The sequence below is a fragment of the Sphingobacterium sp. 18053 genome, assembly GCF_902706145.1.
In the GTDB taxonomy this organism is placed as follows: Bacteria; Bacteroidota; Bacteroidia; order Sphingobacteriales; family Sphingobacteriaceae; genus Sphingobacterium; species Sphingobacterium paramultivorum.
In genome coordinates this window covers 264,060-280,370 of the sequence record NZ_CACSJW010000004.1, presented here as the reverse complement: position 1 = coordinate 280,370, position 16,311 = coordinate 264,060, and the positions used below count along the sequence as shown (strand labels likewise).

Genomic DNA, 16,311 nt, shown 5'->3' with positions numbered 1-16,311 from the left:
TATGAATAAAACTTTTGAGCATATTTCCCACGCTTTCGAAGCGCCTTTACAAAATCCTGTACTTATATTTTCGCTGGTACTTTTTATTATCCTGTTATCACCGATCGTACTGCGACCGATAAAGGTTCCGGGTATTATTGGATTGATTATATCTGGTGTTATTATTGGACCACATGGACTCAACTGGTTGGAAAAAAACTCGGCTATCACACTGTTTTCAACAATAGGCCTGCTCTATATCATGTTTATTGCCGGTTTGGAGTTAGATATGAATGAGTTTAAAAAGACCAAGAATAAGAGTTTACTTTTTGGCTTTTTAACATTTATTGTTCCGATCAGTATTGGCTATCCTGTTTGTCATTTTTTACTGGGCTACGGCGTTTTACCGAGTTTGTTGATATCAAGCATGTTTGCTACCCATACGTTGGTTTCTTATCCCATCGTAAATAGCTATGGTATTTCTAAAATGGAGGCTGTTGCGATCACGATAGGTGGAACAATCCTGACGGATACGGCCGTGCTGATTATTCTTGCGGTGATTACCGGCGTTTCCCAGGGAAATATTGGCAATGAATTTTGGATTACCCTGACGATTTCCTTTGCTATTTTCCTGTTTATCATGTTTGGTGTTATTCCAAGGATTGCAAAATGGTTTTTTGAACGCTTGGGGAGTGAGAAGACGTCCAATTATATCTTCGTGCTCTCTGTCGTATTTTTTGCTGCATTTTTAGCGGAAATTGCCGGCCTTGAGCCTATTATTGGGGCTTTCGTTGCCGGTCTAGCCCTCAACAAACTGATACCACACTCTTCCGCTTTGATGAACCGAATTGAGTTTATCGGCAATGCGATTTTTATTCCTTTCTTCTTGATATCTGTGGGGATGATTGTCGATGTCAGCGTGATTTTGAAGGGGCCGCAGGCACTTATTATTGCTGGAACACTGACCGTTGTGGCTATCGTCGGTAAATATGTGGCCGCATGGTTGACGCAGCTCGTTTTTAAATATAGCCGTGGTCAGCGCAATCTGATATTTGGTTTAAGTAGTGCTCATGCTGCTGCAACACTAGCTGTAATCATGGTTGGACATAAGAACGGTATTATCGATGAGAATGTGCTTAATGGTACGATTCTGTTGATTTTGGTTACCTGTATTGTCGCTACAGTGGTTACCGGAAATGCCTCGCGTAAAGTGGTTATGGATGGTGAACAGGACGAAGAACATACAGATGTGGTGAAGGAAAAAGATGAAAACATCTTGATATCTATCGCTAACATGGATAATATGGAGCCTATTTTGGATTTTTCAACCTATATTAAAAGTAAGAAATGTTCCTATCCAGTCAATATCGTGTCCGTTGTGAAGGATAATGAGCAGGCTCAATTAAACATGTCAAAAGCACGGAAGAACCTGGATAACATGGTCAGGTATGCTTCGGGTAGTGAAACAAATGTTAATATCAGTGCTACAATAGATTTAAACATTGCTAGCGGGGTTGCACGGTCGGCAAAAGAAGTTTCTGCCAATTGTATTGTTTTGGGCTGGCCGAGTGCGGCCAATTTTATGGATAAGTTTGTTGGAGAAAAAACGGAAAGTATCTTAAACAGAACCTCGGCTAATGTGATGTTATGTCATTTTAAAAAACCTTTTATTTCTAATAAATCCATTGTCGTTTTTGCACCACCCATGTGCGAGGCAGAATTTGGGTTCGAGTATTGGCTGGAGAAGGTTGTTAAACTGGCGCAGGAGCTATCTGTTCCAGTAACATTTGTTGTCGATGAACGCTCTGCTGCCGCCATTAAAGAACATCTTGTTGAGCTGAAAAATTCTGTTCCTGTTACCTTTGAACATTACGATGCCTGGGACAATTTGCAGGGCCTTAAAGCGTTTAAGGAAGAAGATGCGATGTTTATTTTTGTTTCGGCCAGAAATGGAGAAGTTTCCTATCGTGATTCTCTGGATGGGGTAGCAAAGAAATTAGATCGTATTTATGCAAACGAAAATCTTGTTTTAGTGTTTCCTAGTAGAGTGGAAAATGCACACATCGATGAGTATGAAGATGTCGAAGCAGCTCCAATCTTTAGAAAAATTAGCAAAGAGATCGGAAATATGTTTAATAAGGGATAGTAATTGTCCGTTAAAATTGAAGGTTATGTCAAATAAGATTACAATGTCAAGTGAAGGAACTTTACAGGTTCCAGATTTTCCAACAATTCCTTTTATTATCGGCGACGGTATTGGTCCTGATCTTTGGCATGCGGCAGTGCGTGTTTTTGATCAAGCGGTGGAGAAAGCGTATGATGGAAAACGGAAAATAACATGGAAGGAGGTGCTGGCAGGTGAAAAAGCTTTTAACGAAACAGGCGAATGGCTACCAAAAGATACCCTAAATGTACTAAAAGAATACCTTGTTGGAATTAAAGGGCCACTAACCACGCCAGTAGGCGGCGGAATCCGTTCTTTGAATGTTGCTTTGCGTAAGGATTTGGATCTCTATGTATGTCAAAGGCCGACAAAATGGTTTGTGGGCGTACCTTCACCAGTCAAACATCCGGAATATGTGGATATGGTGATTTTTCGTGAAAATACGGAGGATATTTATGCTGGAATAGAGTTTCAGGCGGGAACAGTTGAAGCCAACAGGTTTCAGGATTTCTTGCATGACGAGCTTAATATTGATTATAATTTCTCGGCCACGACAGGAGTCGGTGTCAAGCTGGTTTCTGAGGAAGGGTCGAAAAGACTGGTCCGTGCGGCAATAGAACATGCTATTCATCACAATTTACCTTCAGTGACGATTGTTCACAAAGGAAATATCATGAAATTTACGGAGGGTGCTTTTAAGATTTGGGGGTATGAGGTTGCTGAAACGGAATTTGCTGACAAAACGTATACCTGGGGACAATGGGAGCGAACGAAAGCAGAAAAAGGTGCGGAGGTTGCCAACCAGGAACAAAAGGCGGCCTTGGATTCAGGTAAAATTTTGATTAAAGATATTATTGCCGACAATTTTTTACAGCAGATCTTACTTAATCCACGGGATTTTTCTGTTGTGGCAACTTTAAATCTGAACGGTGATTATATTTCTGATGCGCTGGCCGCAATGGTTGGCGGTATAGGGATCGCACCGGGAGCTAATATCAATTTTAAAACAGGGCATGCTGTTTTTGAAGCTACTCACGGTACAGCACCTCGTTTTGCAAATACCAATACCATGAATCCTTCGTCGGTTATTTTAAGCGGTGTTATGCTACTCGAATACCTTGGATGGACGGAAGCTGCGGCGGCAATTGTTAAGGCCTTGGGCGAAACCATAATTGCCAAGACCGTGACCGTAGATTTTTACAATTTGATGGATGATGCTACATTAGTCAAAACAAGTGAATTTGCCGATCGAATTATCGAAAAAATATAAGAATTTTATTTTCTGAGATATTAAGCAGAAATTTGAATAAAATTTCTGCTTTTTTATGGATTACAATCAGCTTCCTCTTTTTATAAGGGAATCGAATATTTTTACGGAAAACGAGAAAATTAAGTTGGCTCAGATCGAACGTTTACCCACTCCACATGAGGTAGATGATATAACTAGTCTCCCTGAAATTTACGAATTGCTAAATGCCTTTATTGGCGATCAATCCGCCCGTAATACCCATCTTCAACTTAAAGCTAAGGAGTATTTACAAGATAATCAGATAGATATGGCGTGGAAAGTGCTGCTTATTTGATGTTTTTTGCATTGAACTAGGTGTTTGTTGTGCGATCTTTTTATTGAAATCATTTAGAATTTTATAAATTTTCAATAAAAAAACAGATTAGTTGAAAAATATATAATTTTATTTTACCTTTGGTTTTTAAACAACGGATTGCTTAGCTAGGGTTAAAGAATAGCAATCAAACAAACTATAACATCAATGAAACATAATTTTGGAGCAGGTCCATGTATTCTGCCAAAGGAAGTATTTCAACAAGCCTCAGAAGCTGTAATTGATTTTAACAACACCGGTTTATCAATTTTAGAGATCTCTCACCGTTCCAAAGAGTTTGAAGCAGTGATAGATGAGGCCACACAATTAGTACGCGAGTTATTGTCAGTACCTCAGGGATATTCGATTCTTTTCCTTCAAGGAGGGGCTAGTTTGCAATTTGCAATGGCGCCGTTGAATCTTTTACCTGAAGGAGGTAAGGCTGCTTATTTGGATACTGGTGTCTGGGCTACAAAAGCATTAAAAGAAGCTAAAAAATTCGGTACAGTAGATGTTGTAGCTTCGTCGATTGATAAAAATTATTCCTACATCCCTAAGGGATATGCCATCCCAACAGATGCTGCATATTTTCATTATACAGCTAACAATACCATTTACGGTACTGAGGTTTTTGATAAGCCTGAAACGGCGTTGCCAGTAGTTGTTGATATGTCTTCTGATATTTTCTCACGTGAGATCAATGTTGCTGACTATGATTTGATCTATGCTGGTGCTCAAAAAAATATGGGCCCTGCAGGTGTTACACTCGTGATTGTTAAAGATGACATCTTAGGTAAATCAGGACGTGTTCTTCCGTCGATGTTGGATTATCAATTGCATATCAATGGTGGTTCAATGTACAATACTCCACCGGTATATTCGATCTTTGTATCGATGTTAAACCTTCGTTGGTTAAAAGCAAAGGGCGGTGTTTCTGTATTGGAGCAAGAGAATATCATCAAAGCACGTGCTTTATACGATGAAATCGACCGCAACCCATTGTTCAAAGGTACTGCAGCTGTTGAAGATCGTTCACGCATGAATGTTACTTTTGTAATGGATACACCAGAGTTGGAAGCTGAATTTTTGGCTTTGGCAAAAGAGCGTAATTTGATCGGAATCAAAGGTCACCGTTCTGTAGGTGGATTTAGAGCTTCGATTTACAATGCTTTACCATTAAGCAGCGTAAATGCGTTGATTGATGCAATGAAAGAATTTGAGGACACGCATACGGCCTAAGGGACTGTGCATGTTGCTGAAATTTAGTAGTTGACAAACAGATAATTAGTTAGATTAAGAATTATAGAGGTCGTATTGTATTCACCTGGTTGGATCTTCCGATGAGTTGAACGGCACTGATACCTTTAAAAACGAATTATAAAGATGAAAATATTAGCGAATGACGGTATCGATCCACTAGGAAAGAAAATGCTGGAAGATGCAGGTCATAGTGTAGATACAACTCATATTCCACAAGAAGAGCTGCTAGAAAAACTCCTTGCTTATGATGCAATCACGGTACGTAGTGCAACTAAAGTACGTCAGGCCCTGATTGATGGCTGCCCTAACTTGAAAGTTATCGGCCGTGGTGGAGTAGGCATGGATAATATTGATGTAGACTATGCCCGTTCAAAAGGGATTGCTGTTGTCAATACTCCTGCGGCATCTTCTTTATCAGTTGCTGAGCTGGTTTTTGCTCACCTATTGAATGGTGTACGTTTCTTATACGATTCAAATAGAAAAATGCCTGTTGAGGGCAATACAAAATTTGGCGCCCTTAAAAAAGCTTATGGAGCTGGTACTGAGCTTCGTGGTAAAACTATCGGTATCGTTGGATTTGGTCGTATCGGTCGCGAAGTTGCCAAAATCGCCATTGGTCTGGGGATGGATGTGGTTTACACGGATTTGTTCGAAGGACCAAAAACATTAACCATAACACTTTCAGGTGGTATACAAGTTGAGGTACCTATTCAACAAGTGGAGATGGACAACTTATTTAAAGTTTCAGATTTTATCTCTTTACACGTTCCATTTTTGGATAAACCAGCTATCGGAGCTGCAGAGTTCCCATTATTGAAAGATGGTGTTGGCTTAGTTAATGCCTCGAGAGGTGGTGTTATTGATGAATTGGAATTAGTGAAAGCATTGGATTCGGGTAAAGTTGCATTCGCCGGTTTAGATGTATTCGATAATGAACCTACTCCACGCGAGGAGATCTTAAAACATCCAAAAATTTCGTTGACGCCACATATTGGAGCGGCAACCAATGAAGCTCAAGAAAGAATCGGCGAAGAATTGGCCGGTCTACTGATCGAAAACTTGAAGAAGTAATTCTTCCGCATAACATCTAAGATATGCGGCACAAAACTTTCATGATTTTGTGCCGCATTTTTTTTAATATAAATTCATGAATTGCCTATATTGGCACACAGAAATTTAATAATTGTAACTTCAGTATGAAAGTTTTAAAATTTGGTGGTACTTCCGTGGGGAGTGCAGCACGTATCAAAGGGTTGTTGGATATTGTAAACCCTGCTGAACGTCAGATCGTCGTATTGTCCGCGGTTGCTGGAACGACAAATGCTTTGGTTGAAATAGGTCAAGCTTACACAGGAGGTAAGAAGGACGAAGCTAAAGATTTGGTCAAGAAGCATAAGGATAAGTACGAAGACCTCATTAAAGAACTTTTCAGCACTGAACAAGGATATAAAAATGGTAAAGAATTGATCGATTACCATTTTAATCTGATTTCTACCTTAGCCAATGAGTTATTTACACCTATTGAAGAAAAAGTTATTTTGGCGCAAGGTGAATTGATGTCTACTGCTTTATGGCATTTCTATTTGAATGAAATCGGTATAAAATCCGCGTTGTTACCAGCCCTGGATTTTATGAAAATTGATGAAGATAATGAGCCTATGGTGGAATACATTGGCGAAAAACTAAGTCGTATTTTGGCACAGAGCCCAGAAAATACGTTATTTATCACACAAGGTTTTATTTGCCGAAATTCATTTGGTGAAATCGATAATTTGCGCCGTGGCGGTTCAGATTATACGGCTTCATTGATCGGCGCAGCAATCCGTGCCGAGGAAGTTCAGATCTGGACGGACATCGATGGGATGCACAATAATGATCCTCGTGTTGTCAAAGGAACGACACCGATTGCACATCTAAGCTTCGATGAAGCTGCGGAGCTGGCTTATTTTGGTGCTAAAATTTTACATCCACAATCGGTATTCCCAGCGCAAAAATATAACGTTCCAGTTCGGTTATTGAACACGATGGAACCCAATGCAAAAGGGACTTTGATCAGTAAGGACGGTGCTCAGAAAGGTTGTATTCGCGCCATTGCCGCGAAAGACGGTATCACGGCAATTCACATCCATTCATCGCGTATGCTACTTGCCTATGGTTTCCTACGTCGTGTTTTTGAAATATTCGAGCGTTATAAAACACCAATCGATATGATCACAACTTCGGAAGTGGCGGTATCGTTGACCATTGATGATACAACCAATTTGGCTGATATTATCAAAGAAGTGGAGGATTTTGGTTCTGTAACAGTAGATGGTGATCAGACCATTGTATGCGTTGTAGGCGATTTCGGTTTGAATAGCCACGGTTATGCTGCTCGCGTACTTGACGCTGTAAAACACCTTCCAGTTCGTATGATTTCTTACGGTGGTTCAGACTTTAACGTGTCGATTCTATTGAATTCAGATCATAAAACAGAAGCATTACGTTCATTGCACAATCGTTTATTTTAAGAAGTAGGTTTTTATATGATAAATACAGGTATCGCGGCGAAGTTTGCAGAGAAAGAAACGCCGTTTTATTATTATGATCTGAATGTGTTAAACAAGACCCTGGAGGCTGCGCATGCTGCGTCCCACAAACGGGGATTTCATGTTCACTATGCATTAAAGGCCAATTTTAATGACGAGTTATTGAAGGCGATTCAAGAGATCGGCTTTGGTGCGGATTGTGTGAGTGGCAATGAGGTAAAGAAAGCCATTGAATGTGGCTTTGATTCCAAGAAAGTCACTTTTGCGGGAGTTGGTAAATCTGATAAGGAAATCAATTATGCGCTCGATCAAAATATTTTTGCTTTTAATGTGGAATCCATTCAGGAGCTTGAGGTCATCAATGAGCTTGCCTCAAAAAAAGGTGTAAAAGCAAATGTGGCCTTAAGGATCAACCCAAATGTGGATGCACACACCCATCATTATATTACAACAGGGCTTGACGAAAACAAATTTGGTGTGCCCAATGCCGATTTGGAAAAATGTGCAGCCGTGCTTAAAAAATGTGAATCTATTGAATTGGTTGGTCTTCATTTTCACGTAGGTTCACAGATTACGGATATGACCGTATTCAAAAGCCTGTGCGTGAAGGTTAATGAATGGAAAAACTGGTTTGAAGAACGCGGTACACAAATCCGTGTATTGAATGTCGGTGGCGGATTGGGGATTGATTATAAAAATCCTGATGGAAATACAATTCCTGATTTTGAAGCCTATTTTGATATTTTCGACCGCTTCCTGGAGCGTACAGCACAGCAAGAAGTGCACTTTGAATTGGGGCGGGCTTTGGTCGCACAATGCGGAAGCCTTGTTAGCCGCGTGTTGTATGTTAAAAATGGTGTCAAGAAAAATTTCTTGGTATTGGATGCTGGAATGACTGAATTAATGCGCCCGGCCTTGTATCAGGCCTATCATAAAATTGAAAATATCAGCGCGACAGACAGCGCCGAATCCATTAACTACGATGTGGTTGGGCCAATCTGTGAATCGTCCGACTGCTTTGGTAAGGAAGTGCCACTTCCGGTTTCAAAACGTGGCGACTTAATTGCCATTCGTTCTGCAGGTGCTTATGGCGAAGTGATGGCCTCGTGTTATAACCTACGTGAGGAAATACGCTTCGTGTATAGCAATCAGCTATAAGCTCCCGTTTTTAAAATATTTATTTAAAAGCCAGTCTGTTCTTCAGACTGGCTTTTTGGTTTTAATAGTTTTGTCCTATATGCAGAAACTTTTGTTTATCATTTTTTTGATCGTCTTTCGTATACTTGTTTATGCTTATGGCGATTGAATTTCCGGTTACGATAGATTTGTTTGGAAAAACATTTCTCTTACATCCTTTTATGGAAGGATTGGGGATGTTTATTGGTATGCGTTATTATCAGTTGCTCAAATGGAAGGATCAGGAAAGTTTAGGGCATACCAATTCCCTTCTTATTGTTATTGCTGCCGGCCTAGGGGCTTTAATCGGCTCACATGTCATCGGTTCCCTCGAGCGCCCGGCTGAATTGCTCAATGCGACACACAAATGGGCTTACATTTGGGTGAACAATACGATAATCGGTGGTTTGGCGGGAGGTCTGGTTGCCGTGGAAGGGATGAAAAAGATCATGGGTAAAAAAGAAAGTACCGGTGATCGGATGGTCTTTCCCTTGATTAGTGCAATTTCCATTGGTAGGGTAGGTTGTTTTTATACGGGTGTATTCGAGCAGACCTATGGTTTACCCACAACGTCTCCATTTGGGATGTATCTGGGGGATGCTTATAAACGGCATCCTGTAGCGCTGTATGAAATCGCATTTTTACTGCTCTTATTTGTAGGACTCCAACTTTTTAAACGACGATACAATTATCGAAATGGTGTGTTGTTTCAGCTTTTTATGCTTAGTTATTTTAGTTTTCGTTTCCTGCTGGACTTTATCAAGCCACGGGCAATTATACTTTTGGGGCTAAGTACCATACAAATTACCTGCATCGTGGTGATAATTTATTATATTTATTTATTAAAAAATGAACGTTTAATCAAAAAATAGAAATTATGTATTTGCTTGAGGGGTCATTTGGATCGGAAAGTACCGCGATGTTGGGACTTTTTCTACTTACTATAGGTGCTATTGTGATCGGTATTGCACTTTTGGTTATTATTATCGGCTCGATTATTAAAGCTGGAAATAAAGAATCAAAATTCAATGTCAATCCCTGGCTTAAAGTATTGTTGGGCGGAATTGGAGCAATGTTGGCAGGGGGACTTGCTTGTGGACTTACCTTTATGAACTAGAGATCAGCTTTATGCCAATTAGAAACTATACATACTACGATTACACCATCAGCCTATGTCCAACATGCCTTTCGCGTGTTGGTGCCAAGATTATTATCGAGGATGAACAGGTATTTATGACAAAAAACTGTCCTGATCATGGCTTTTTTAAAACACTGATTGCAACTGATGTTGACTATTATAAGAACATTCGGAATTATAATAAAGCCTCAGAAACACCTTTGAAATTTGATAATGAAGTACATTATGGCTGTCCCTATGATTGTGGCTTATGCGTCGATCATGAACAGCACAGTTGCCTTTCTATCATCGAGGTGACCGACCGCTGTAATTTGACCTGTCCAACCTGTTATGCCATGTCGTCGCCCCATTATGGACGACATCGCTCGCTGGAAGAAATTGAACGGATGTTTGACAAAATCGTCGAAAGTGAAGGTGAACCGGATGTGGTTCAGATCAGCGGTGGAGAGCCAACCATACATCCTGATTTTTTTAAGATTTTAGACATTGCGAAGACAAAGCCTATTAAGCATCTCATGCTCAATACGAATGGGATCAGAATTGCCAATGATCCTGGTTTTGCTGAGCAACTCGCGACGTATGCGCCTGAATTTGAAATCTATCTCCAGTTCGATTCCTTTCGCCCATCGGTGCTTGAGAAATTCCGGGGCAAAGATCTTACAGATATCCGTAAAAAGGCCATAGACAAATTAAATGCACTTAATCTAAGTACAACCTTGGTTGTCGTCCTGGAAAAAGGAACCAACGATGATGAAATAGGGGAAATATTGGATTACGCCTTACAACAGCGATGTGTACGGGGGATAACCTTTCAACCGGTTGAAATTGCCGGTCGAAATGCGGCCGATGCACAGCAACATAAAATGACATTAACGGAGGTACGTCAGGAAATCCTGAATCAATATCCACTATTGGACCCACATGATATTATTCCTGTTCCTTGTAATCCTGATGCTTTGGCGATGGGCTATATACTGAAAATAGGTGCGGAGCGTATACCTTTGACCCGACATATTGATCCTGCTATTTTGTTAAATAGCCAATCGCGCAACACCATTGTATATGAACAGGATAAAGGTGTTCAGATGCAATTGCTGGATATATTTAGCACGGGAATTTCTGTGGATAAGGTAAGGCCAAAAGTAAACCAGTTGCTTTGCTGTTTACCCGAAGTCTGCGCACCTGATCTTGATTACGACAATCTTTTCCGAATTATCATTATGAATTTTATGGATGCCTACGATTTTGACGTTCGTGCAGTCAAAAAATCATGTGTCCATATCGTCAACAAAGACTTGAAATTAATTCCTTTTGAGACGATGAATTTATTTTATCGTGACGATAAAATAAAACGCTTGGAAGAACTAAAACTATCGGATGCTATTCGATTTTAACAGGAGATAAGTTATTTTTGTCGAAGAAATACCTTTGGTCCTTTCTTTGCAAAATGTAGTGTTCATTGCATTTGGCTACACATTGCCAGGTAAGGAAATCAACAAAATTAGAAGTATGAAATTGGGCATTGTTAAGCGTTTTATTTTTGTCTTAAGTCTCTTGGCTTTTCAGTTGCATGTGTCTGCACAGGATTCAGTTCAGGTTAGAAAAAATCAGAGTAACGATCGAACCGCGGCACATGTTGGCTTCAATAAAAGGTCAGCTGTGGATTCCACACGTGTTGGCAATGACTCCTTACGTAATGACCTGAAGAAGGTCAATTTGACTTTTCTTGCTAATATTCGAACAGGTTCAATGGCGGATTTCGTTGCCCAACTGAATGAGAAATCCAATACGTATACTGCGACCAATACAGGATCGGCCAAAGACAGTATTGCCGCAATTAAAAATAGTATTCACGAAGAAATTAAGCAGCTGAAGTCTATTAAGGGCAGTATCAGTAATTATTCAAACAGTCTTAATGTTACCCAGGATCAGATCAGGAATTTGGTCAACCGTTATGATATTAGTACCAGTAATCATAGTCGAGCATACCAATACCTTGATAATGCTCAGCTCAAGCTGTCGTCAAAAATGGATTCTCTGGAGGCAATCAACCGGACGATAGATGAACTTATCGCCAAGAACCAACGCCATTTGCTGCGTCTGGATGCTGTGCATGAAGTGAAAAATGTAAGTAAAAAGGTCGATTCTACGTCGAGCAAAAGTTCGATCTGGAAAGCGAATACGGCGGCGATTTCAAAGGATGTAATTTTAAACAATATACGGAGTAATTATAGTAACAATACAGCGATAGACAAATATGTTAATCGGACCGATTGGGCGAGCCGTATCCTATTGATTGTATTGGGATTGGGCTATTGCTACTGGATTGTGCGGGTGTCCTATATCCTTCGACAGAATGATCCTGAACATAAACTTGCGATTGACGCTATCGTTGGAAAAACAATTATTTTTCTCTTGACACTGTTGCCTTTTGTAAACTTCTTTACACCAAGTTTCATTCTGCAGGCTTCCCAATTGGTCATTATGTTAATCTTCATGTTTTTGCTAAGGCATCGCATGAGCGGGTTACAGCGTAAAATTGCCATTATCCTCATTGTATTCTACATCCTGGACGTATTTGTCAATATGATCGTAAGCGATGACCTCTTTTTAAGGATCGTCTGTATCGCCTTTAATCTGATCGCACTGGGACTTGTTAGCTACACAAAGCGACGAATCAAAAATGCAGATAGTCCGGGGTATATCAGCAATTTTATTTATGTCGTTTTCGCTATCCTCAATATCACGGCAATTACCTTGAATGTGATTGGCCATGTTGAGCACTCGCGGAGCTTTAGTATTGCCTGTGCTGTTGGTTTAGTCCAATCCTTTACGTTGCAGTATTTTGCAGACATGATTAAGGCTGATGTACGTAATCAGTTTAAAAAAGATCGACTGACTGCAGGATTCTGGATGCGTTTTAACGAACAGCGTACATTGGCTATCATCACCGAAATTCTTCGGATCGTATGTGTGCTTTTGGCCATTATTGTGTTGGCAAACAACTTACAGTTTATAGAAACACTATTGGCAGCGAGCGAAGTCTTTTTTGGCAAAGTGCGCAGCATTGGAAGCATATCTTTTACACTCGGCAACCTTGTTGTGGCTGTTTTACTGCTTTTGGTAGCCAACTGGTTTCAAAAAAATATCAGTTTGATTGTTCTCGGCGGTGAAGACGGTCAGCTTAGCCAGGTCTATAATCAGAAGATGACCCTATTTCCGCTCTTTCGGTTGGCGATTATTCTGATTGGTTTTTTTATGGCAATCTCTGCCCTGGGAATGAGTTTGGATAAACTTACCGTTGTCATCGGAGCGCTGAGTGTTGGTATCGGTTTGGGCATGCAGAATATCATCAATAATTTTGTGTCTGGTATTATTTTAGTTTTTGACAAGCCATTTCGGGTGGGCGACCAAATTGAACTTGCCGACAAAAAAGGGCGGGTCAAAGAAATCGGTATACGTGCCAGTGTCCTCAAAACTGCAGATGGTGCCGACGTTATCATCCCAAATGGCGATTTACTCTCTGGAAGAGTCGTCAATTGGACTTTATCACAGGAATACAGCAAAACAAGCTTTGTGCTCCATATCGATCGACAGGCCGATCTGGAAAAAGCGAAAGAATGGATTAAAGATGCGATGATGTCCAGCCCACATTATATACAGGATAGAGATAGCGGGATCAGCATACAGGATATCAGTGCGGAGATGATCTATCTAAGTGTTTACTGCTGGGTAAACGCCGCAGCCAATGCCTCGTCGCTTAAAAACGATGTGCTGCTTGTATTATACAAAAAGTTTGAAGCGGAGGGCCTGAAATTTTATAGTGTCATTCCACCCAAAAATTAGTTTATCAATTGACTTTTTCTGACGAGTATGCATAATGGATTATCGGGAGGGCTTATTATTTAGTCAGATGGGTTCGGAAATATAACGGGCTGAATCCCTTGGCGCGTTTGTAGAAATGGGAAAGATGGCTCTCGTCGGTAAATCCGAGTTCTGCAGCAATTTGTTTCAAGGTATAATCTTTGGATTTAAGTCTGTTCTCGATGAGTTCGATCCGGTAGCTGTTGATATAGGCTCTCAAACTAGTGCCGAAGTTCTTCTTAAAGTAGATTCCAAAATAGGATGGAGCAATATTAAATTTCTGAGCCAGCAGGCTGACCTGAAGTTTTTCGGGCGAAAAAATATAGCGATGAATATAAGCCGAAATCGATCGGTCAACATATAGTTCATGCTGCTGGGGTAAGCGTTGTGTTTCTGATATTTCTTTGTAGAGCCCAAAGATCGCAACGAGTTGGTCAAATAGCCAATCAGAACGCTCGTTGACAGTGGCATTACTATACAGTCGGACAGCTTCCAGGATATGTGAATAAATCAGGCGATGGTGCTCGTCCATATACAGTTTGCGTTCCTTCAATCCTTTATCGTTCATTAGCTCCATAATCCAGGCATAGCGCTTGAGATTACGTTTATTCTGCAGAAAGTAGGTGTCTGTAAATAAAATAAACAAAAAATGGGTCTTTTCTTCAATGTTAAAATAATGCTTGTCTTCCGGACTAATTAAGAACACATCGCCAGGTTCATAATTCAGTTCAAATTTGTTGATCACATGGGTTCCTTTGCCCGAACGAATATAAACAAGCTCATAATAATTTTGCTCGTGTGGAGGCAAATGAAAACTATCCTCAATAAATTCACTGATCCGTAAAGGTTCAAACTGTTTTTTGCGCATTGCTCTCCTGATATATATCTTTAAATGTACATAAAAATAATGTATTTGTACATGTTATTGCCTGCTCTACTATCGCACCTTTGTGTCGTATAAAATGATAAGAAAACATGATTAATTTTATAATGATTGCATTTTGCATCGCAGCGGGGATGTTGTTAAGGCGAACAAATTTAATTCATTCCGAGGCACATAAAGGGATCAATACTTGGATCCTTTATTTTGCCCTGCCGGCGGTGTCTTTCAAATATATTCCCAAGATCGTATGGTCATCACAATTACTGTTTCCCGTGTTTTCGGCAATCCTCGTTTGGGCAGGTAGTTGGTTATTTATGGAAGTATACTGTCGGCGTAAAAATTATAAGCAGCGCTCCCGCAGTAGCTTGGAATTGGCCGCAGGTTACAGCAATACGTCCTTTATAGGCTTTCCATTGATCATCGCCTATTTTGGTGAAGCCCAGTTGCCGATTGCGATTATTTGCGACCAAACTACATTTATTCTACTTTCTACAGCCGGAATCATCAATGCACTAAAAGCGAATGTCCAGGATGGCGAAACCATCGATGTCAAATTTATGCTTCGAAAGCTAATTAGCTTTCCACCCCTGATCGGTTGTATAACAGCCTTAATGCTGTCTCAATTTGTTGACCTTTCAGTTGCCGAGCCTTTTTTTGATAAGTTGGTGGCCACGGTTGGACCATTGGCCTTATTTTCTATTGGTTTACAGTTGAAGTTTGATGGTTGGCGACAACAGATTTCGCAGATCAGTACAGCGATGAGTTATAAATTGATTCTTGCCCCAGCATTGGTATTACTATTTGCATTACTACTTGGTGTGAAGGGAGCTGTTGCGCGGATCAGTATATTTGAAGCAGCTATGCCAACCTTGGTCACTTCGGGGATCATTGCCGAACAATACCATCTGAATACCAAGTTGGTCAATCTGGTTATCGGTTTTAGTATTGTTGTGGGGCTGCTAACAACTGCATTTTGGGATTTTGTTATTCGACTTTTTTTCTCCTAACCTACGGTTGCATTGATTGATTGATTGATTGATTGATTGATTGATTGATTGATTGATTGATTTTGAAAACAGCGTAGGCCTGATTTGGCAGGGATTTGTCTTATCTGAAGTATTGTGTAGGCGTGGGGATGTATTCACTTCGTAACATTTTGATAGTGAATCATCTCATGCGAACAACTTTTTTGCTGTTCAACTGTTATTAGGCTATAACCATCTATAAAAAGGAGGTATATTATGAACCTGATACACAAAATTGAACATTGGGGCGATGCTCATCACCCACAATGGATTGATTACCTAAGAATTGCTTTAGGGGTCGTTATTTTTGCCAAAGGTGTAAGTTTCGTAAATGATAGGGATGTTGTTCAACATATGATTGAACAAAGTAGTTTCCACTTATCATCATGGGGTGCTGTTCACTATGTGGTTTTTACCCATTTGGTGGGAGGGTTGTTCCTAATTTTAGGTTTTCAAACCCGTTTGGCCTCACTACTGCTATTTCCGGTACTGGTAGGGGCTGTATTTTTTGTTAATATCACCCACGGCTTTAGTTATTTGAATTCCGAATTGTGGCTTTCTATAGTCGTATTCTTTTTGCTGATCTTTTTTATGGTCATGGGTTCTGGAAAATACTCCCTAGACCAAATGATGAACAAACCAGGATACAAAAGGGATATCTAAAAGAAAAGCTCCTTCATACATGAAGGAGCT

General features: G+C 40.2%; 14 protein-coding genes. 13 read left to right on the top strand and 1 reads right to left on the bottom strand.

The window, feature by feature from the left end:
- The first annotated feature begins 1 nt into the window (after position 1).
- The 11 genes from GVK91_RS11035 (at position 2) to GVK91_RS10985 (ending at position 13,692) form a co-directional block, all read left to right on the top strand.
- Entirely contained in the window at positions 2 to 2,125 is a 2,124-nt protein-coding gene (locus GVK91_RS11035; protein WP_153847450.1) for a cation:proton antiporter, read from the top strand.
- Between the two features lie 25 nt (positions 2,126 to 2,150).
- The gene (gene icd / locus GVK91_RS11030; protein ID WP_153847451.1) at positions 2,151 to 3,413 is read left to right on the top strand and encodes an NADP-dependent isocitrate dehydrogenase; all 1,263 of its coding nucleotides are present in this window, start codon (positions 2,151 to 2,153) and stop codon (positions 3,411 to 3,413) included.
- Between the two features lie 55 nt (positions 3,414 to 3,468).
- Positions 3,469 to 3,726: a hypothetical protein gene (locus GVK91_RS11025; RefSeq protein WP_153847452.1), complete on the top strand. Its 258-nt coding sequence runs from the start codon at positions 3,469 to 3,471 to the stop codon at positions 3,724 to 3,726.
- A 186-nt stretch (positions 3,727 to 3,912) separates the two neighbouring features.
- Positions 3,913 to 4,983 carry a 3-phosphoserine/phosphohydroxythreonine transaminase gene (serC, locus tag GVK91_RS11020; RefSeq protein WP_153847453.1) on the top strand — a complete coding sequence of 357 codons (1,071 nt, stop codon included), beginning with the start codon at positions 3,913 to 3,915 and terminating at the stop codon, positions 4,981 to 4,983.
- Positions 4,984 to 5,127: 144 nt separating this feature from the next.
- A complete protein-coding gene (locus GVK91_RS11015; protein WP_159728705.1) occupies positions 5,128 to 6,075 on the top strand; it encodes a D-2-hydroxyacid dehydrogenase in 948 nt (315 codons plus the stop codon).
- A gap of 125 nt (positions 6,076 to 6,200) precedes the next feature.
- The gene (locus GVK91_RS11010; RefSeq protein ID WP_153847454.1) at positions 6,201 to 7,514 is read left to right on the top strand and encodes an aspartate kinase; all 1,314 of its coding nucleotides are present in this window, start codon (positions 6,201 to 6,203) and stop codon (positions 7,512 to 7,514) included.
- Between the two features lie 15 nt (positions 7,515 to 7,529).
- Positions 7,530 to 8,690 carry a diaminopimelate decarboxylase gene (gene lysA / locus GVK91_RS11005; protein ID WP_159728703.1) on the top strand — a complete coding sequence of 387 codons (1,161 nt, stop codon included), beginning with the start codon at positions 7,530 to 7,532 and terminating at the stop codon, positions 8,688 to 8,690.
- Between the two features lie 137 nt (positions 8,691 to 8,827).
- The gene (locus GVK91_RS11000) at positions 8,828 to 9,580 is read left to right on the top strand and encodes a prolipoprotein diacylglyceryl transferase (protein ID WP_153847455.1); all 753 of its coding nucleotides are present in this window, start codon (positions 8,828 to 8,830) and stop codon (positions 9,578 to 9,580) included.
- Between the two features lie 5 nt (positions 9,581 to 9,585).
- Positions 9,586 to 9,825, top strand: a complete 240-nt coding sequence (locus GVK91_RS10995; RefSeq protein ID WP_046675824.1) for a hypothetical protein — start codon at positions 9,586 to 9,588, stop codon at positions 9,823 to 9,825.
- 11 nt (positions 9,826 to 9,836) lie between these two features.
- Complete coding sequence (locus GVK91_RS10990; RefSeq protein WP_159728700.1) at positions 9,837 to 11,240, top strand: radical SAM protein; 1,404 nt, start codon at positions 9,837 to 9,839, stop codon at positions 11,238 to 11,240.
- A 115-nt stretch (positions 11,241 to 11,355) separates the two neighbouring features.
- Positions 11,356 to 13,692 carry a mechanosensitive ion channel family protein gene (locus tag GVK91_RS10985; RefSeq protein WP_153847457.1) on the top strand — a complete coding sequence of 779 codons (2,337 nt, stop codon included), beginning with the start codon at positions 11,356 to 11,358 and terminating at the stop codon, positions 13,690 to 13,692.
- 55 nt (positions 13,693 to 13,747) lie between these two features.
- Here the strand turns inward: GVK91_RS10985 and GVK91_RS10980 are convergent, their stop codons facing one another.
- Positions 13,748 to 14,578, bottom strand: coding sequence for an AraC family transcriptional regulator (locus tag GVK91_RS10980; protein WP_153847458.1), 831 nt, complete (start codon positions 14,576 to 14,578; stop codon positions 13,748 to 13,750).
- Positions 14,579 to 14,685: 107 nt separating this feature from the next.
- Between GVK91_RS10980 and GVK91_RS10975 the strand changes: the two genes are divergently transcribed.
- Positions 14,686 to 15,600: an AEC family transporter gene (locus GVK91_RS10975; protein WP_153847459.1), complete on the top strand. Its 915-nt coding sequence runs from the start codon at positions 14,686 to 14,688 to the stop codon at positions 15,598 to 15,600.
- A 234-nt stretch (positions 15,601 to 15,834) separates the two neighbouring features.
- A complete protein-coding gene (locus GVK91_RS10970) occupies positions 15,835 to 16,281 on the top strand; it encodes a DoxX family protein (RefSeq protein ID WP_075991990.1) in 447 nt (148 codons plus the stop codon).
- Positions 16,282 to 16,311 lie beyond the last annotated feature (30 nt).